This window comes from Mesorhizobium sp. P2_C7 (assembly GCF_056404515.1).
Genome location: NZ_JBFUDW010000011.1, coordinates 163,997 through 182,193, shown reverse-complemented (window position 1 = coordinate 182,193; position 18,197 = coordinate 163,997). Strand labels below are relative to the sequence as shown.

General features: G+C 63.8%; 17 protein-coding genes and 1 pseudogene. 7 read left to right on the top strand and 11 right to left on the bottom strand.

The window, feature by feature from the left end; genetic code table 11:
* Positions 1–15: 15 nt before the first annotated feature.
* The 3 genes from AC1D2G_RS22750 to AC1D2G_RS22740 all read right to left on the bottom strand — a co-directional run bounded on the left by AC1D2G_RS22750 (position 16) and on the right by AC1D2G_RS22740 (position 3,442).
* Positions 16–1,995 (bottom strand): PAS domain S-box protein, encoded by a 1,980-nt coding sequence (locus AC1D2G_RS22750; protein WP_477416835.1) that lies wholly within the window; start codon positions 1,993–1,995, stop codon positions 16–18.
* Positions 1,996–2,250: 255 nt separating this feature from the next.
* Positions 2,251–2,889 (bottom strand): NrsF family protein, encoded by a 639-nt coding sequence (locus tag AC1D2G_RS22745; RefSeq protein WP_477416745.1) that lies wholly within the window; start codon positions 2,887–2,889, stop codon positions 2,251–2,253.
* 1 nt (position 2,890) lies between these two features.
* On the bottom strand, positions 2,891–3,442 hold the full coding sequence (locus tag AC1D2G_RS22740; RefSeq protein WP_457150780.1) for a sigma-70 family RNA polymerase sigma factor: 552 nt from the start codon (positions 3,440–3,442) through the stop codon (positions 2,891–2,893).
* 205 nt (positions 3,443–3,647) lie between these two features.
* Between AC1D2G_RS22740 and AC1D2G_RS22735 the strand changes: the two genes are divergently transcribed.
* The 3 genes from AC1D2G_RS22735 to AC1D2G_RS22725 all read left to right on the top strand — a co-directional run bounded on the left by AC1D2G_RS22735 (position 3,648) and on the right by AC1D2G_RS22725 (position 7,488).
* Positions 3,648–4,655 carry an iron ABC transporter substrate-binding protein gene (locus AC1D2G_RS22735; protein ID WP_457150779.1) on the top strand — a complete coding sequence of 336 codons (1,008 nt, stop codon included), beginning with the start codon at positions 3,648–3,650 and terminating at the stop codon, positions 4,653–4,655.
* 173 nt (positions 4,656–4,828) lie between these two features.
* Positions 4,829–6,409, top strand: a complete 1,581-nt coding sequence (locus tag AC1D2G_RS22730; RefSeq protein ID WP_477416833.1) for an ABC transporter permease — start codon at positions 4,829–4,831, stop codon at positions 6,407–6,409.
* Positions 6,406–7,488, top strand: a complete 1,083-nt coding sequence (locus AC1D2G_RS22725) for an ABC transporter ATP-binding protein (RefSeq protein ID WP_095084865.1) — start codon at positions 6,406–6,408, stop codon at positions 7,486–7,488. The genes AC1D2G_RS22730 and AC1D2G_RS22725 overlap by 4 nt, the downstream gene beginning before the upstream one ends.
* A gap of 45 nt (positions 7,489–7,533) precedes the next feature.
* Here the strand turns inward: AC1D2G_RS22725 and AC1D2G_RS22720 are convergent, their stop codons facing one another.
* The 6 genes from AC1D2G_RS22720 to AC1D2G_RS22695 all read right to left on the bottom strand — a co-directional run bounded on the left by AC1D2G_RS22720 (position 7,534) and on the right by AC1D2G_RS22695 (position 13,349).
* Positions 7,534–8,343, bottom strand: a complete 810-nt coding sequence (locus AC1D2G_RS22720; RefSeq protein ID WP_477416743.1) for a phosphodiesterase — start codon at positions 8,341–8,343, stop codon at positions 7,534–7,536.
* A 62-nt stretch (positions 8,344–8,405) separates the two neighbouring features.
* Positions 8,406–9,506 (bottom strand): sn-glycerol-3-phosphate import ATP-binding protein UgpC, encoded by a 1,101-nt coding sequence (locus tag AC1D2G_RS22715; protein WP_477416741.1) that lies wholly within the window; start codon positions 9,504–9,506, stop codon positions 8,406–8,408.
* A gap of 14 nt (positions 9,507–9,520) precedes the next feature.
* Positions 9,521–10,435, bottom strand: coding sequence for an ABC transporter permease subunit (locus AC1D2G_RS22710; protein ID WP_477416739.1), 915 nt, complete (start codon positions 10,433–10,435; stop codon positions 9,521–9,523).
* A 7-nt stretch (positions 10,436–10,442) separates the two neighbouring features.
* Positions 10,443–11,327, bottom strand: a complete 885-nt coding sequence (locus tag AC1D2G_RS22705; RefSeq protein WP_095084869.1) for a carbohydrate ABC transporter permease — start codon at positions 11,325–11,327, stop codon at positions 10,443–10,445.
* A 158-nt stretch (positions 11,328–11,485) separates the two neighbouring features.
* Positions 11,486–12,838 (bottom strand): extracellular solute-binding protein, encoded by a 1,353-nt coding sequence (locus tag AC1D2G_RS22700; protein WP_477228404.1) that lies wholly within the window; start codon positions 12,836–12,838, stop codon positions 11,486–11,488.
* A 226-nt stretch (positions 12,839–13,064) separates the two neighbouring features.
* Entirely contained in the window at positions 13,065–13,349 is a 285-nt protein-coding gene (locus AC1D2G_RS22695; RefSeq protein ID WP_477416839.1) for a hypothetical protein, read from the bottom strand.
* Positions 13,350–13,358: 9 nt separating this feature from the next.
* On the opposite strand from AC1D2G_RS22695, the pseudogene AC1D2G_RS22690 reads away from it, so the two are divergent.
* Positions 13,359–14,078, top strand: a pseudogene (locus AC1D2G_RS22690) (EAL domain-containing protein); the annotation flags it as partial.
* On the opposite strand, the gene tlpA reads toward AC1D2G_RS22690, so the two are convergent.
* Positions 14,075–14,761, bottom strand: coding sequence for a thiol:disulfide interchange protein TlpA (tlpA, locus tag AC1D2G_RS22685; RefSeq protein ID WP_477416737.1), 687 nt, complete (start codon positions 14,759–14,761; stop codon positions 14,075–14,077). The pseudogene AC1D2G_RS22690 and the gene tlpA overlap by 4 nt on opposite strands.
* Before the next feature lie 35 nt (positions 14,762–14,796).
* Between tlpA and argH the strand changes: the two genes are divergently transcribed.
* From argH to lysA, 3 genes are all read left to right on the top strand, one after another.
* A complete protein-coding gene (gene argH, locus AC1D2G_RS22680; protein ID WP_477299770.1) occupies positions 14,797–16,197 on the top strand; it encodes an argininosuccinate lyase in 1,401 nt (466 codons plus the stop codon).
* 93 nt (positions 16,198–16,290) lie between these two features.
* The gene (locus tag AC1D2G_RS22675) at positions 16,291–16,497 is read left to right on the top strand and encodes a lipoprotein (RefSeq protein WP_095084873.1); all 207 of its coding nucleotides are present in this window, start codon (positions 16,291–16,293) and stop codon (positions 16,495–16,497) included.
* Between the two features lie 67 nt (positions 16,498–16,564).
* Positions 16,565–17,833 (top strand): diaminopimelate decarboxylase, encoded by a 1,269-nt coding sequence (gene lysA, locus AC1D2G_RS22670; RefSeq protein ID WP_477416735.1) that lies wholly within the window; start codon positions 16,565–16,567, stop codon positions 17,831–17,833.
* A 31-nt stretch (positions 17,834–17,864) separates the two neighbouring features.
* Here the strand turns inward: lysA and AC1D2G_RS22665 are convergent, their stop codons facing one another.
* On the bottom strand, positions 17,865–18,167 hold the full coding sequence (locus AC1D2G_RS22665) for an ArsR/SmtB family transcription factor (protein WP_095084875.1): 303 nt from the start codon (positions 18,165–18,167) through the stop codon (positions 17,865–17,867).
* Positions 18,168–18,197: the final 30 nt, after the last annotated feature.

Genomic DNA, 18,197 nt, shown 5'->3' with positions numbered 1-18,197 from the left:
GCTGATCGGCCGAGATCAGGAGGCCGCGGCAAGCGGCTCGGGCGGTTTCGTTCTGTCGTCCATGACCTCGCCGTCCGGCGCCACGCAAACGCAGCCGCGGCCGGCCGCCTTGGCCGCATAGCAAGCGGCGTCGGCCCTGGCGATGATCTCGTCGACTTCGCCGCAACTGGCGCCGATCGCAGCCAGGCCGATGCTGGCGCCGATCACGTGAGGACGGCCATCCCAGGCGAAGTCCAGTCCGCGTATCGCATCGATGATGGAACGCGCCGCGATTTTGGCGCCGGCAGCCGAACCCGATTTCAGGACGACCGCGAATTCGTCGCCGCCCAGGCGCGCGACCATGTCTTCGGGACCAAGCACACCGCGAACCGCCTCGGCAACCCGCTTGAGCAAGGCATCGCCGGCTGCATGACCGCCGGTGTCGTTGACCAGTTTGAAGTGGTCGAGGTCAATGAACATGAACTGATATCCGCTGCCTGTGCCCGAGATGCCGCCCTTGCGCGCCTGATCGACCAGGTCCTCCATGGCGCGGATGAAGCTCGAGCGATTGGCAAGGCCGGTCAGTGCGTCATGCGCGGCCGCATGGGCAAGCTGGCGCTGCAGCGCGCGCGCGTCGGTGAAGTCCTGGAAGACGATGACCAGTCCGCAGAATTCGTTTCGCTCGTTGATGATCGGCGACACCACCTGGCGGATGCTGCAGCGCGTATCGTCGCGCCGGATCAGGACGGCGCGGCTGTTCTGGTCGGCGGGCGCCTGGCCGCCGATGGTCGGCCGGGTGACGCCGATCCGGTGCCCCGTCTCCTCATCGACCGCCCAGTAGACATGGCCAAGCATCTTGCCGAGGGCCTCGCCACCGGCAACCCCGGTCAGCTTTTCGGCGACCGGGTTCATGAAGGTGACGCGGTTTGCGGCATCGGTGCAGATGACGGCATCGCCGATCGACTGCAGCGTCACCCTCAGCCGCTCCTTCTCATCGGCCAGCATCGCCGCCGATACGGTGAGGCGTGCTTCCGCCTCCTTGCGCTGGGTAATGTCGGTCAGGCTGCCGATGGCCCTGACCAGCCGCCCCTCCTCGTCACGCTCAATGGCCTTGCCGCGGTCGAGTATCCATATCCAGTGGCCATCCCTGTGGCGCATCCTGAATTCGGCTTCGAAGTAGGGTGTCTTGCCGTCGAGATGGGCGCGATCCGCCTCGGCGACGGTCTCGCGATCGTCGGGATGGATCATCGTCAGCCAGCAGTTGGGATCACCGTCGAGCTCGCCTTCGTCAAAGCCCAGCATCTTGCCCCAGGTCTCGGAGTACGTCGTCCCGCCCTTGCGCATGTCGAGATCCCAGACGCCTTGGCCGGCACCGGCAAGCGCGAAATTCCAGCGCGTTTCGGCTTCGGCAATGCGCGCCTCGGCCTGCTTGCGGGCGTCGATGTCCTCGATCTGCGAGACGAGATAGAGCGGACGGCCGCTCCTTTCGTCACGGATGACGGAGCCGGCAAGATGCGCCCAGACGGGTGTGCCATCCTTCCTGAGATAGCGTTTCTCGAAGTGGAAGGAATTGACCGTGCCCGCTTTCAGACCGGCCATCGTGTCCCGGCCGATCTGGATATCGTCGGGATGCGTGATCTGGAAGAAGGTCAGCGCCTCGATCTCCGCGCGGCTGTAGCCAAGCATGGCGGCGAAGGCCGGATTGGTCTGGAGAATGCGCCCGTCGAGGCCGACAACGGCGATACCGATCGCCGAATCCTCCATGGCGCGGCGGAAGCGCTGCTCGCTCTCCGCTATCTGCCCGCGATCCTCGCTGATCCGACGGATGCACAGGGCGGCAAGGAAAAGCGCACCCGCCGCCACCGCCACCGAAACCTGCATGCAGAGCTTCAGCGCCTCGGTGCCGGGATCCAGTCGCGACAGCAGGATCGAGGCTGCCCCCACACCAAGGCTGGCCACGAGCAGCGCCAACCCTGCGTGCCCAAAAGATCTTCGGCCGGTCAATCCTCGCCCCATCACGATACGTGCCACCCCCGTGCGCAAACGCATGTTGTTGCGCCGACCTTGGCGGATCGATTTTAAGGAATGGTTGCGTGGGGCATGCCGGCGCGATTGGTACCCGACAAACAATTGCCGGCATGATTAAGGATCGGTGTGCATGGGGCGCGACTAAGCAATTCCAGGAAAAGTGTGAAGCGGTTTTCCGTCCGGAATTGCGTCAAACAAAAAGATGGAGCGGTTCGGCGTTCCGTGAACTGCTCCGGCGCCGCACTACCAGCGCACGAAAAACCGCCCGCCGAGCGCGCCAAGCAGCGCGAGGAACGCAATCGCTATCGTGTACCAGGTGGCGACGAAAAGCGGCGAATCGTCGAAGCAGTGCGCGGCGTAGAAGGTTGCCGCCAGCCCGCCCGCAAGCAGGCCCGCGACCGCACCGGCAAGCATCGGCCGTGTCGGCGCGCCGTAGCGCAGCATCCACAGGAAAATGGCAAGCGGGCCAATGCCGATCAGCGGAATGAAGCCCATGCAGATCATCATGTTGGAGCCGACCATCCTTGTGCCCCAGTCGGCCTCGGGCACGGCAAGCAGCTCAAGAACCACGGCCAAGGCTACCAACAGCGGCGCGGCGATCATCCCGGCCATTGCCCTGCTGGTCGGCGCACCAGGTGTCGACAAAACGCGGATCAGGGCAAAGGCGCTGATGGCAAGCACGATGGTGAAGACGAATTTGGAGAGAAAGCGCATCGTGTGCGCGGCGGCCATGAAGTCGGGGCGCGGGCCGATCGTCAGCAGGAAAACGATAGCCGCGATAACCGCCGCCGCACCGGCGGCCATCCACCAGGCCGATTGCAGCGGCATCGCCTTGCTGCGGGCATCGGCGTCCAGCGCTTTGATGAGATCGTCCGTCCTCATGTCATTCCCGCCCGAACCGCCCCTGCCCGAATCGCTTGGCTATCGCGGCAAGTCCCCGATGCAGCGACACGCGCACCGCCGTCTCGCTGATGCCGAACTTGGCCGCCGTCTCGCCGATTGACCGCCCCTCCACCGACACGGCCGAAACCACGGAACGCTGTGCCGGCGACAGGCCGTCCAATGCCCGGTTGATGTCGCGTTCGCTGACGCTCTCCTGTTCCGGTTCGGCGAAGGTCTCGGCGATATCGTCGACATCGATCTCGATGCGTCGTCCGCGCCGCCGGAACGCGTCGATTAGCTTGAAGCGGGCGATCGCATAGACCCACGGCAACACTGGCGCATCCTGGCGCCAGGTATGTCGTTTCACATGAATGGCCAGCAAGGTTTCCTGCACGACATCCTCGGGATCGACCCCGCCCTGCACGATCTTGCGCCTGACAAAACCGCGAACCAGCGCGGCAATCCGGCGCAGAAAGTCGGCGTAGGCCTTTTCATCTCCCGCGATCGCGGCCCGCATCAGCCGGGAAAGCTCGGCCTCATCCTTGCCGGTCACAAGAGTTACTCCCCGATGTTCGCGTCTCGGCGGTGATTTGTTACGTGGCCGGCGAAATAATGTCCAAGCCAAATTGCCGGCAAATCACGAAAGTTTGCGCCTCGGCGCTCGATCAAAATCGGCAAGACAATGTTGACTATGCCTGTCAGGTATTGATAGGTGCAGCCGTGACAGATGCAAGACCCCCGAGATCGAGGACAATGCCATGAAATATGCTCTTTCCACCCTCGTCGGCGCCACCGCGCTGGCAATCAGCCTGATCGCCGGCCCGGCGATGGCGGAAGATGATGGCATCATTGTCTACAACGCCCAGCACGAGAACCTGACCAAGGCGTGGGCCGAAGGCTTCACCAAGGAAACCGGCATCAAGGTCACAGTCCGCAATGGCGGCGACAGCGACTTCTCCAACCAGATCGTCGCCGAAGGCGCGGCCTCGCCGGCCGACGTGTTCCTGACCGAAAACTCGCCGGCCATGGCGCTGGTCGAAAGTGCCGGCCTGTTCGCGCCGGTCGACGCCGACACGCTGGCCCAGGTTCCCAACGACTATCAGGCGGCCAGCGGCAAATGGGTCGGCGTCGCCGCACGCAGCACCGTCTTTGCCTACAACAAGACCAAGCTGACGGCCGACCAGCTGCCCAAGTCGATGCTCGATCTCGCCGATCCGAGCTGGAAGGGCCGCTGGGCCGCCTCGCCGTCGGGCGCCGATTTCCAGGCAATCGTCAGTGCGCTGCTGCAGCTCAAGGGCGAAGCCGCCACCGCGGACTGGCTGAAGGCGATGAAGACGAATTTCACCGCCTACAAGGGCAACAGCACGGTGATGAAAGCGGTCAATGCCGGTGAGATCGAAGGCGGCGTGATCTACCACTATTACTATTTCGGCGATCAGGCCAAGACCGGCGAGAACAGCAAGAATGTCGAACTGCATTACTTCAAGAACCAGGATCCGGGCGCGTTCGTTTCGATCTCCGGCGGCGGCGTGCTGGCCTCGAGCAAGCATCCGAAGGACGCCCAGGCGTTCCTGAAGTGGGTGACAGGCAAGGGCGGCCAGGAGATCTTGAAGACTGGCGATTCCTTCGAATACGCGGTCGGCAAGGGTGCAGAGTCCAACCCGAAGCTGGTGCCGCTGGCCGATCTGCAGGCACCCAAGGTCGATGCCACGACACTGAACTCCAAGAAGGTCACCGACCTGATGACGGCAGCCGGCTTGCTTTAGTTGCCATTCGTCCTAAAAGGACACCGACCACGCTCCCGCGGGAATTCACTTTCCGCGGGAGTGATTTTGTTTTTCGAGATGGCATTCGTCGATGACGACACGCTGTGTTCCCGACCGCAATTGCGGTCCTTCAACTGCTGCCGCTGGACGGCACCGGCACGGCGTCTGACCTGATGCAGTCTGCGGTCGATCTCGCGCGCTCGGGCCTGCCTGTGGGCACAGGCCGAAGGGCTCGGCGACGCGCGGCACCTTGGCTGGTCATCGCCGCCCTCTTCGTTTCGCTGCTGGCGCTGCTGCCGCTTGCCTTCATCATCTGGACCGCGGTGCAGACCGGCTGGGGAACCGTCTCGGCACTGGTCTTCCGGCCGCGTGTCGGCGAGCTTCTGGTCAACACGGTCCTGTTGGTCTTGCTGGCCGTGCCGATCGCCGTCGTGCTGTCGGTGGCGCTGGCCTGGCTGACCGAGCGCAGCGACCTGCCTGGCGCCCGGCTCTGGGCCTGGCTGTGCGTGGCGCCGCTCGCCATTCCGGCTTTCGTGCACAGCTACGCCTGGATCACCATGGTGCCCAGGCTGCACGGCCTGGGAGCCGGCGTGCTGGTTTCCGTCATCGCCTATTTCCCGTTCCTCTATCTGCCGGTGTCGGCGGCATTGCGCCGTCTTGATCCCGCCCTCGAGGACGCCGCGGCAGCGCTCGGCCTTGGGCCATGGCGCGTTTTCTGGCGCGTCGTGCTGCCGCAACTCAGGCTTGCCATCTGCGGCGGCTCGCTGCTGGTCGGGCTGCATCTGCTGGCCGAGTACGGCCTCTATGTCTTCATCCGCTTCGACACCTTCACCACGGCGATCGTCGACCAGTTCCAGTCGACCTTCAACGGGCCGGCAGCCAACATGCTGGCCGGCGTGCTGGTGAGTTGCTGTTTCGTGCTTCTGGGCCTCGAAGTGCTGGTGCGCGGCGAAGAGCGCTATGCGCGCGTCGGCTCCGGCGCCGCACGACACCAGCAGCGCGCGCCCCTCGGCCGCGCCACCATCCCGTGCCTGGCCTTGCTTGTCGCCACCACGCTGCTGGCGCTTGGCGTGCCTTTCGTCACCATCGGCGGCTGGCTTGCCGCCGGTGGCACCGCCGTCTGGCGCTTCGACGAGATCGGCCTTGCGCTCGGCCAGACGCTGTTCCTGGCGCTCGCCGGCGCGCTGCTCGCCACTGTCGCCGCCATGCCGATGGCCTGGATCTCGATCCGCGCGCCCGGGCCATTGCAGCGCCTGCTGGAGGGCTGCAACTACATCGTCGGCTCGTTGCCCGGGGTCGTCATCGCGCTGGCGCTGGTCACCATCACGGTGCGCATCGCCATGCCCCTCTACCAGACCCTGTTCACCATCCTGGTGGCTTATGCGCTGATGTTTCTGCCGCGCGCACTGGTCAGCCTGCGCGYATCGATCGCGCAGGCGCCGGTCGAACTCGAACGCGCTGCTTCCAGTCTCGGCCGGCCGCCGCTGCAGGCGCTGTGGTCGACGACGATCCGCCTGTCGGCGCCAGGTGCCGCGGCAGGCATGGCGCTGGTGGCGCTCGGCATCATGAACGAACTGACGGCCACCCAGATGCTGGCGCCGAACGGCACCCGCACGCTAGCCATGGCGTTCTGGTCGTACAGCGGCGAGATTGATTATGCCTCGGCCGCCCCTTACGCCTTCATCATGGTGGCGATGTCGCTCCCCTTGACCTGGCTGCTCTATGTCCAGTCGAAACGGATGGCCGGACGATGAGCTTTCTCGAAATCAGCGGCCTGCACAAGCATTACGGCCCGGTGGCGGCACTTGCCGGCGTCGACCTGAGCGTCGTCAGCGGCAGCCGCACGGCGATCGTCGGCCCGTCCGGTTGTGGCAAGACGACCTTGCTGCGGCTGATCGCCGGCTTCGAGGCGCCGGACCAGGGTCGCATCACGCTCGATGGCGAGGTGCTGGCCAAGGACGGCAGCGCGGTGCCGGCGCATCGTCGAGGCATCGGCGTGGTGGCGCAGGACGGCGCGCTGTTCCCCCACCTGACCATTGGCGACAATATCGGTTTCGGCATGGGTCGCGGCGAGGACAAGCGCGCCGAGCGAATCGCCGAACTCGCCTACATTGTCGGGCTCGACAAGGCGATCCTCAAACGCCGCCCCCATCAACTCTCCGGCGGCCAGCAGCAGCGCGTGGCGCTGGCCCGCGCGATGGCGATGAAGCCGCGGCTGATGCTTCTCGACGAGCCGTTCTCGGCCTTGGATACCGGCCTGCGCGCCTCCATGCGCAAGGCCGTCGCCGAACTCCTGGAGGCAGCCGGCATCACCACCATCCTGGTGACGCACGACCAGGCCGAGGCGCTGTCCTTCGCCAGCCAGGTGGCGGTGATGCGCGACGGCAAGTTCTCGCAGGTCGGTACGCCGCGCGAGCTCTACCTCAAGCCGAAGGACAGGATGATCGCCGAGTTCCTCGGCGACGCCATCATCCTGCCGGCCAAGATATCGGGCGGCTTCGCCTATTCTCCGCTCGGGCGCATCGCCGTCGATACGTCGGACAGCCGCGATGTTGTCCGCATCATGCTGCGGCCGGAGCAGATTGCCTTGAAGAGGACATCGCGCGAAGGCATGTCGGGCACCCCTGACATGCTGTTCGGCGAAGTGACGGAGTCCGAATTCGCCGGCTCGATGTGCACGGTCGCGGTGCGGCTTCTGAACAGCGCCGATCCCCCCGACGCCGCCGCGATCGGCAACACGCCGCTGATCCTGCGCAAATCGGGCATGGACGCGCCGGCGGTCGGCGAGATCGTCCGGCTGACCGTATCGGGAACGGCGCACGTGTTCGCCTGAACGGTCGAAGGCTGTCGACGTTGTGCCTCAACGCGGCGAGCAGGCTCACGCCGTGAGGCGTTCGCCGGTTTCGCCGGAATAGATCGGCCATTGTTCGAGAAAATCGCAGCCATGCACGACCACGCGCCCATTGGCGCTGTCGAAAAGGATGACCGCGTAGGAGGGTGGCGCCTGCTCGACGATCTCGCTCGATTTGTCGAGGGCGAGCGCGAACCTTGCATGCAGGCCGCGCTGCGCCGAGAACGGAATGCCGGCGACCGTTCCGGCAATGTCGCGATGGACGTGGCCGAAGAAGATGTGGCGGACATTGCCATGGCGCCGCAGCAGGCCGAGGAACCGTTCGGGCTGCTCGAGCGCCAGCGGGTCGAGCTGCGGCAGGCCGAGCGCGACCGGCGGATGGTGCATGAAGACATAGGCGGGCCTCCCGGCCGTCTCTTCGAGCCGGGCGTCGATCCAGGCAAGCCGCCTCTCGCACAATTCGCCTTCGATGCGTCCTTCCGCCAGGCAGTCGAGGAAGAGCAGCACCTCGTCGGCCATTTGATGAGCCGACTGCACGAAGCCGTTCTCATCGACCGGAACTTCAGGAAACGCCGCGGCAAGATTGGCTCGCCGGTCGTGATTCCCCGGCAGCAGCCGCCAGGGCACCGACAGCGCATTCAGGGCTGTCCTGAGATCGGCATAGCTCTGGGGCGCACCGGTCTCGGTCAGGTCGCCAGTGAAGACGCAAAGCGCCGCGTCGGCGTGATGCGCATTGATGTGCGCGATGCATGAAGCCAATCGCTGATGCAGGTCCACGCCATAGCGGCGCTGGCCCTGCCGGCCAAGATGGACATCGGTGACCTGGATTATCTTCATCGCACGACCGTTTTGCCAGCACCGCCTGCCCCGTCATCGGCGACAGTGACTGCCTTCAGAAATCAGAGTGCCGGCTCCGGCACCGAGGCCTTGAAGACCTCGATACGGGTTCCCGTTTCCGACGAGAAGAAATGCAAGTCATCCGGCGAAAACCGCAGACCAACAGTGCTGCCCGGCTCGGGGTGGACGGCCTCCGAAGTCATGACGGAGAACGACGCGCCGTCGAGATCGACATAGATGACCCGTCCAGCGCCCAGTTCCTCGACGAGGTCGACCGTCGCGTCGAGCGCGCCTGCCGTGCCGGGCGCCACCAGACGGACGGCTTCCGGCCGGATGCCGACGGCCACCTGCGTGCCGACAGCCAGACCGGCGCGTTGAACGGCAAGGCGCCGGCTGCCGCCCAGCAGCGAAAGCCCGTCGAGCTCGACCGTGCCTTCGAGCATGTTCATCGCCGGCGCACCGACGAAGGTGGCGACGAAACGGCTTGCCGGACGGCTGTAGACCTCACCGGGCGTGCCGACCTGTTCGACACGTCCGCCATTCATCACCACCAGCCGGTCGGCCAGTGTCATCGCCTCGACCTGGTCATGCGTGACGAACACGGAGGTGGCGTTCAAGCGGCGATGCAACTTGCGGATCTCCGAGCGCATCTGGACGCGCAGTTTGGCGTCCAGGTTGGACAGCGGCTCGTCGAACAGGAACACCTTGGGTTCGCGGATCATCGCGCGGCCCATGGCAACGCGCTGCCTCTGGCCTCCGGAAAGCGCCATCGGCTTGCGGTCGAGCAGATGTTCGAGCTCCAGCGTACGGGCAACCGCCTGGATGCGCTGCGTACGCTCGGCGGCCGGAACACCCGCGACCTTGAGCGAATAGCCGATGTTCTGCGCCACGCTCATATGCGGATAGAGCGCATAGTTCTGGAACACCATGGCGCAGCCGCGCTCGCGCGGTTCCAGCTTGTTGACGACGATGCCGTCGATCGCGATCGTGCCGCCGGAGATATCCTCCAGCCCGGCGATCATGCGAAGCAGAGTGGACTTGCCGCAGCCGGACGGCCCGAGGATGACGACGAACTCGCCCGACGCGATGTCGAGGTCGACGCCGTGCACGACCTGCGACTTGGCGTAGCTTTTCTTGACGTCGCGAATGGTGATGGAGGCCATTGGCCGTCTCCTTGTTACTTTTCGGTGGCGATCAGGCCGCGCACGAACCAGCGCTGCATGGCGACCACGACAATCAGTGGCGGCAGCATGACGATAAGCGTTCCGGCCATGGCGATGTTCCATTCCGGGATGCCGCCGACATTGGGGATAAGCTGCTTCAACTCGGTGACCGCTGTCGCATGCGACTGGTCGGTGGTGATGAGCAGCGGCCACAGATACTGGTTCCATGCCCACAGGAACATGATGGTTCCAAGCGCCGCCATGTTGTTGCGCGACAGCGGCAGCAGGATGTCGATGAAAAAGCGGAGGGCACCGGCGCCGTCCATGCGCGCAGCCTCGGTCAGCTCATCGGGAACCGTCAGGAAGAACTGCCGATAGAGGAAGGTGCCGGTTGCCGTCGCGATCAGCGGCAGGATAAGTCCGGAATAGGAGTTGAGCAGCCCGAGGCTGAGCGAGACCTGCACGCCCGAGACTTTCTCGATGAGCCAGCTCAGACCAGTCAAATCGAGGATGGTCTGATAGGGCGACAGAACGTTGGCGACCACTGCATAGGTCGGCACGATGCGCACTTCCAGCGGCAGCATCAGCGTGACGAAGATCAGCCAGAAGATGAAGGTGCGGCCGGGGTATCGGAAATAGACGATCGAGAAGGCGGTGAGTGCCGAGATCATCACTTTGCCCGCCGCGACGCCGGCGGCCATGATGAAACTGTTCAGAAGCTTGGGGCCAAGGTCGGCGGTCGTCCAGGCCGTCTTGATGTTGAGCCAGAAGTCGCTGCCCGGCAGCAGCGACATCGGCACGTCGTTGACATCCTTGAGATTATGCGACGCGGCAATGGTGACGACCACGAACGGCGCGATGCAAAGCACGAAGCCGACGAACAGGATCACATGCGTGAAGAAATTGAGGAAAGGGGTGCGCTCTATCATATCAGCCTCACCTGTAGTGCACACGCCGCTCGATGAAGCGGAACTGGAAAATGGTCAGCACGATGATGAGCAGCATCAGGATGATGCTCTGCGCGGCGGCACCCGAGTAATCGAGCCCTTTGAAGCCGTCGGAATAGATCTTGTAGACCATCAGGTTGGTGGCGTTGGCCGGCCCGCCCGAGGTCATGATGTCGACGATGCCGAACGAATCCTGGAAGCTTTCGGTGATGTTGATGACCAGCAGGAAGAAGATCGTCGGCGTGATCAACGGGAACTGGATGTCCCGGAAACGCCTCATGACGCCCGAGCCGTCCATCGCCGCCGCCTCGATCAGCGAACGCGGGATGGCTTGAAACGCGGCGAGGAAGAAGATGAAATTATAGCCGACATATTTCCAGGAGAAGGCGATGATGATCGAGGCCATGGCGTCGGCGCCATCAAGGCCAGGGTCCCAGAAGCCGGGCCAGACCTGGTTGACGACGGCCATGAAGCCCGCTTCCGGTGCGAGGATGAATCGGAACGCCATTGCCAGCGCCGGAGCGGCGATGCCGTAGGGCCAGATCAGCACCACGCGATAGAAGCGCGAGCCGGCAAGCTGCCGGTCGGTCAGCGCCGCGAGCACGAGCGCGATGAACATGGCAAGCCCGGTGCTGATCCCTGCAAAGACCAGGCTGGCGGTGATCGAGTTCCAGTAATCGGCGTTGGATAGGATCGAACGGAAATTGTCGAGCCCGACCCAGATGTTGCCGCCGCCCCAAGGCTGTTGCAGCGTCAGCGACCAGTAGACCGCCTGACCGGCCGGCCAGTAGAAGAACGTGAAGATCAAGAGGAGCTGCGGCACCGCGAAAAGGATGCCGATTGTCCAACTGCTGAAGGTAACGCGTTTTTCCATCGGTCCGCCGACGCCGCCTAACAGCTGGCCTAGAGCAAAGGGAGACTAGTCTACGAAATGGCCGCCCGTCGACCCAAGCATGATCCCGAAAGTGGAAACCGGTTTTCGGAAGAGATCATGCCTGGACAAGACCGGCGGGCGGCCGCGTAGATCCGAGATCAGGGCAGGGTCTTGCCCGGATAGGTCTGCTGGAAGCGGTCGAGGATGGCATCGCCATTCTTGACCAGCGTGTCGAGGCCTTCCTGGACGCTGACCTTGTTGGCGAAGATCGCCTGCATCTGCGTGCCGAACTCGGCGCGGATCTGGGTGAAATTGCCCAACCGGATACCACGGGTGATTTCGGTCGGTTCGGACGCGGTCAGGCTGGCGATCGCGGTTTCACGGCCCTTGAAGGGCGCCTTGTCGTAGAAGCCACTGGACTTCATGTAGTCGAAGCCCGACTTGGTCACCGGGATGTAGCCGGTGTTGGTCGACCAGAACAGTGCGGTCTTGGGATCGTGGATGAAATTGAGGAACGCGGCCGCGCCCTTGTATTCCGCATCCGACTTGCCCGAGAGCACCCACAGCGAGGCGCCGCCGACCAGCGAATTCTTGCGCTCGGTACCGGCGTAGGCCGGCAGTTCGGCGACATCCCAGTTCATGCCTTCCTTCTGGGTCTTGCCGACGGTGCCGTGGTCGCCGACCGAGGTCATGATGACCTGGCAGGTGCCCGAAGCGAAAGCCTGGACCATGTCCTGGCCAAGGTCCTTCGACTTGATCTTGATCAGGCCGGCGTCATACCACTTCTTGAGGTCGGTCACGTACTGGACGAACTTGGTCTTGTTGACTTCCAGGCGCGCGTCGAGGCCGTCATAGCCGTTGTTCTTGGTGGCGATCGGCTGGTTGTGGATGGCCGAGAACTGCTCCATCAACTGCCAGCTTTCATTGGCCGAGATGTTGATCGCCATCGGGCATTCGTAGCCGGCGTCCTTCATGGCCTGCAGGTCCGCGCCGACATCTTCCCAGGTCTTCGGCGCTTCGGTCTTGCCGATCTTGGCGAAGGCGTCCTTGTTCCAGTACAGCAGCGCCGTCGAGGAATTGAACGGGAACGACAGCATCTCGCCCTTCGACGTCGCGTAGTAGCGCGCGATACCGGGGAAATAATCGGCGTAGTCGATCTTGTAGCCGTTTTCTTCCATCAGCTTGTCGGCCGGCTTGTAGGCGCCCGAAAGCATCATCGTAGCGGTACCGACATCATAGACCTGGACGATGGCGGGCTGTTTGCCGGCGCGGAAGGCGGCGATGGTGTTCTGCAGCGTGGCGTCGTAGTTGCCCTGGCTGGTGCAGACGACTTCATAGTCGGACTGCGAGGCGTTGAAGTTCTTGCACAGCGTGTCGACGACACGTGCGAGGTCGCCTGAAAGGCCGAACCAGAAATCGAACTTGGTGGGCGCAGCGGCCGCTGGCAGCGCCATGGAAACGCTGATTGCACCGGCGGCAAGAGCCGCCAGGCCATTTTTGATCATCGACATGAATCTCATTCCCTGTTGAGTGGCTCGTTTCAAGGATCGTTGCGCAGGTCCCGGGCCGTCTCATAGAGAAAGTATGTGACAGTTCTGCTGTGCCTTTTCAGGCCTGTGGACAGCCAATCTCTCCTCCCTCGACGGCTTGCGCCGGCATGAAAATGAAAACGTCATATCGGCGCCTTAGGTACCTAGGGCGTCGAAAACTGGCGTGAAGGCCCAGGTCGTTAACCGGCTAAAAATGGATAGACGAAATGCTTGTCTCGCAGCTGACACATGTGCCGATCGCCGACCGCGAGGCCATGCGCGACGGCCGCGTGATAGCGCCACCCATCTGCGCCTCGCTGCCGCCATTCCCGCACTGGGTCAGATCGAAATCGGCGGCAGGGCCACACGCGAAAGCGCCGGCGACACGCTCACCGTGGTGGCCTGGAACGTCGAGCGGCTCCGCCACGGCAATGCCGTCGCGGCCACGCTTATCGGCCGACGTCTTGCTGCTGTCCGAGGTCGACGAAGGCATGGTGCGCTCCGGCATCCGACGCGCGGCGACGTGCCCCCGACCATATTCATCCCGATCGCCGAAGACAGTGGAGCCATTGGCCAGATTGGCGAATGGGTGCTGACGGCGGCCTGCGAGGAAGCCGCCCGCTGGGAAAATCCGCTGACGGTGGCCGTAAACGTTTCGGCGGTGCAGCTTCACAATCCGAATTTCAGCCGCAAGGTCCACGAAACACTGCTGAATTCCGGTCTTACGCCCGGCAGGCTGGAACTTGAGATCACCGAGACGGCGCTTGTGAAAGACATGCCGCGCGCGCTGGCGACCTTGCGGCAGGTCAAGGCGCTGGGCGTGCGGGTGGCCATGGACGATTTCGGAACCGGCTATTCCTCGCTCTCCAACCTTCGCGCCTTTCCCTTCGACAAGATCAAGATCGACGGCTCCTTCATCAAATCCGTCGACAAGAACGGCCAGGTCGCGGCAATCGTGCGCGCCGTACTGGGGCTCGGGCGCGGCCTCGGCCTGCCGGTCCTGGCGGAGGGTGTCGAGACGCTCGGCGAGCTGAAATTCCTGGATGCCGAAGCCTGCGAGATCGGCCAGGGTTACTATATCGGCAGGCCTGGCCTCATCGGGGAGTTCGGCGAACTGACCGGTGTCGACGCACCCCGCGTCAGCAACGACACGGCTGGCCAGCGCAACAGAAGCGTCCTGGCCTTCGCACCCGCGCCTGCACTGAGTGTGGACAGACCCTAGCTTTCGGGCTGGAGCGCGGCCTCGACCAGCCGCTTTGCGTCCGGCCCCGACCATTCGGCCGGGCCGTTCATATGGGCGATCAGGCAGCCTTCACCATCGATCAGCATGGTGGCGGGAAGGCCGAGCGCCAGGCCGCGTGTCTTGAGATCGTTGAACACGGCCATCGTCGAATCCCGGTAGTAGCCGAGCGTCTCGACGCCTGTCTCGCTGAGGAACTTCTTCGGCTTAACATCGTCGCCGGCATCGACATTGACGGCGACCACCTCAAAGGCGTCGCTGCCCTTTTCCTTCTGTAGCGCATCGAGAGCCGGCATTTCGGCGCGGCACGGCGCGCACCATGTCGCCCACAGATTGAGCAGCACCGTCTTGCCGGCATGGTCGGCGAGCGTCATCGGCTTGCCGTCCGGCCCATTGAACGCAAGGCTCTTCAACGATTGCGGCGGATCGGCCGGCAACAATGCCGCGACCTCGCCGGTGGCCGCTGCCGCCACCTTCTTGGCGCGCTCGCCCTTGGCGGCGCAGGCGACATCGTCCTTGCTGTCGCCGACAGCCACTTGGTGCTCGGCGTTGTTGCCAGACCGGCTCTCGCTGACATATACCGCGACCGCGCCGGCCAGCGCGCCCGCCACCAAAGCGGCGAGGATCAGGCGCGGGGCCGGGAAGAATCTATTACCGTCTGCCATTTTCTCAAAACTGCTCCGAAGCACGGGTTATAGCCATGAGCGACAAGAAGACCAGCAACCAGATGTGGGGCGGACGTTTTGCCTCGGGTCCGGCCGCGATCATGGAAGCGATCAACGCGTCGATCTCGTTCGACCGCAAGCTCTATGCGCAAGACATCCGAGGTTCGATCGCCCATAGCGAGATGCTGGCGCAAACGGGCATTATTTCGGCGGCCGATCAAGAAAAAATCGCTCACGGGCTGAACACGATTCAGAAAGAGATCGAGGCCGGCACATTCGAGTTCTCGACCCGGCTGGAAGACATCCACATGAATGTCGAGGCTCGCCTCGCCGACCTGATCGGACCGGCGGCCGGCCGCCTGCACACCGCCCGCTCGCGCAATGACCAGGTCGCGGTCGACCTGAGGCTGTGGGTCAAGGACGAGTGCCTCCGCGTCGCCGGGGCATTGAAAGGGCTGATCGAGGCGCTTCTGGCACGGGCCGACGAGCATGCGGCGACGGTGATGCCGGGCTTCACCCATATGCAGGCGGCGCAGCCGGTAACCTTCGGCCATCACTGCATGGCCTATGTCGAGATGTTTGCGCGTGACCTTTCGCGGGTTCGCGACGCGATCGAACGGATGGACGAGAGCCCGCTCGGTGCCGCGGCCCTTGCCGGCACCAGCTTCCCGATCGACCGCCACAAAACCGCCAAGGCACTCGGCTTCCGCGAGCCGATGCGCAATTCGCTGGACAGCGTTTCGGATCGCGATTTCGCGCTTGAGTTCCTCGCCTTGGCGGCGATCTGCGCCACGCATTTGTCGCGGCTCGCCGAGGAGATCATCATCTGGTCGACGCCGCAGTTCGGCTTCGTCAGGCTGTCGGACAGCTTTTCCACCGGCTCGTCGATCATGCCGCAGAAGAAGAACCCCGACGCCGCCGAACTGGTGCGCGGCAAGACCGGCCGCGTCACCGGCCATCTGGTCGGCCTGCTGACGGTGATGAAGGGCATGCCGCTGACCTATGGCAAGGACATGCAGGAAGACAAGGAATCGGTATTCGATGCCGCCGAGACGCTCGACCTGATGCTGGCGGCGATGACCGGCATGGTCTCGGACATGACGATCAACGCAGCGGCGATGAAAAAGGCCGCCGGCTCGGGCTACGCGACCGCCACCGATCTTGCCGACTGGCTGGTGCGCACGCTCGGCTTGCCGTTCCGCGAGGCGCATCATGTCACCGGCCGGGCGGTGGCGCTGGCCGAAGACAAGAAAGTGGGGCTGGAGAAGCTTTCGCTGGAAGACCTGCAGTCGATCAATCCCGGTATCACGGCAGATATTTTTTCGGTGCTGGCGGTGCAGAACTCGGTGAAGAGCCGCACCAGTTTCGGCGGCACCGCGCCGTCGGAAGTCAGAAGGCAGATTCGCGGCTGGAAAAAGCGCATCGCCAAGGCGTGATCCCAGCTATTGCGACCAGCAATATCCGGGGTGCAATGCTCTGAGAACTCGGCTAAAAGCGGCGGCTGGAAAAAGTTTCGGACGGATGGATCGATGACCGGAAGCAGGATTTTGGTGACGCTGACGCTGCTGGTGGCGATTGCGGCCGTCTCGGCCTGCGGCAGGAGGGGCGGTCTCGACACGCCCTACGAAGCAGCCGTCCAGGCGCGCAAGGATGCCTCAAAGGCCCACCAGCCCGTGCCGCCCGAGCCGGAAAAACCGGTCAAGGACAAGAAGTTCTTCCTCGACCCGCTGATCTAGTGCCGATGACACCCGGGTTGGCTTTTTAACCCGGTCTCATCGTGCTCCAACTTCCGGAACCACTCTCGTGAACCATTTCGACTACCGCGACGGCGTGCTGCATGCCGAAGACGTGGCGATCCCTGATATCGCCGCACAGGTCGGCACGCCGTTCTATTGCTATTCGACGGCCACCTTGACCAGGCACTACCGGGTGTTTGCCCAGGCCTTTGCCGGGCTCGACGCGCTGGTTTGTTACGCCATGAAGGCCAATTCCAACCAGGCGGTGCTGCGAACGCTGGCCAGGCTCGGCGCCGGTGCCGACGTGGTGTCGGAAGGCGAATTGCGGCGAGCGCTGGCGGCCGGCATCCCGGCAAGCAAGATCCTGTTTTCGGGCGTCGGCAAGACCGCACGCGAAATGGACTTTGCCCTCGCCGCCGGCATCCTTTGCTTCAATGTTGAATCCGAGCCGGAACTGGAACTGTTGTCGGCCCGTGCCGCCGCCCTTGGCAAGGTGGCGCCGATCTCGCTGCGCATCAATCCCGACGTCGACGCCAAGACCCACAAGAAGATCTCCACCGGCAAGGCCGAGAACAAATTCGGCATTCCGTGGCAGCGGGCGCGTCACGTCTATGCCCGTGCCGCACAGCTGCCGGGCCTCAAGGTCACCGGCATCGACACCCATATCGGCAGCCAGATCACCGAGCTGCAGCCCTTCGACGACGCCTTCGCCCTGCTTGTCGATCTGGTCGGCGCGCTGCGCGCCGACGGCCATGCCATCGAGCATATCGATGTCGGTGGCGGCCTCGGCATACCCTACCGCGTCGACAACAACCCGCCGCCCTTGCCCGACGCCTATGCCCAGATCGTCAGGAAGCATGTCACCAAGCTCGGGCTCAAGGTGATGTTCGAGCCCGGCCGGCTGATCGTCGGCAATGCGGGCATCCTCGTCTCCGAAGTGATCTTCGTGAAGGAAGGCGACGCCAAGAATTTCCTCGTCGTCGACGCCGCCATGAACGACCTGATCCGGCCGACGCTCTACGATGCCTTCCACGACATAAGGCCGGTGGTGCAGCCGCCGGCCGACACGCCGCGCATGATGGTCGATGTCGTCGGCCCGGTCTGCGAGACCGGCGATTATCTCGGCCTCGACCGTGACCTGCCCAGGCTGAAGGCTGGCGACCTGATTGCCGTTTCAACCGCCGGCGCCTATGGCGCGGTGCAGGCCGGCACCTACAACACCCGCCTGCTGGTGCCCGAGGTGCTGGTCGACGGCGACCGTTTCCACATCGTGCGCCCGCGCCTGACCTATGACGACCTGATCGGGCTGGATTCGGTACCCGACTGGCTAAGGTAGACGCTGCCCCGTCCGAAACGCTACGCCGGCGCTATAGCCGGTTCTGGATGAGCGCCCTTGTGTCAGCGATCCTGTCCTCGTCGCGGCGGTAGAACGTCCATTGCTTGATGCGCTTGGCCCGCAGCAGGCCGGCCTGGGTGAGCACGCGCATGTGTTCGCTGAGCGTCGCCTGCGTGATGCCGAGCTTCTCGGCGATCAGCAGGGCGCAAACGCCGTCCTCGACCAGATCGCCATCGGCTTGGCGCGGAAAATGCGCGCGCGGATCCTTCAGCCAGTCGAGAATCTGCAGCCTGCGTTCGTTGGCGATCGCCTTGAAGACATCAACCTCTTGCATTTAGCTATTTTGCCAAGTTACTAATTACTG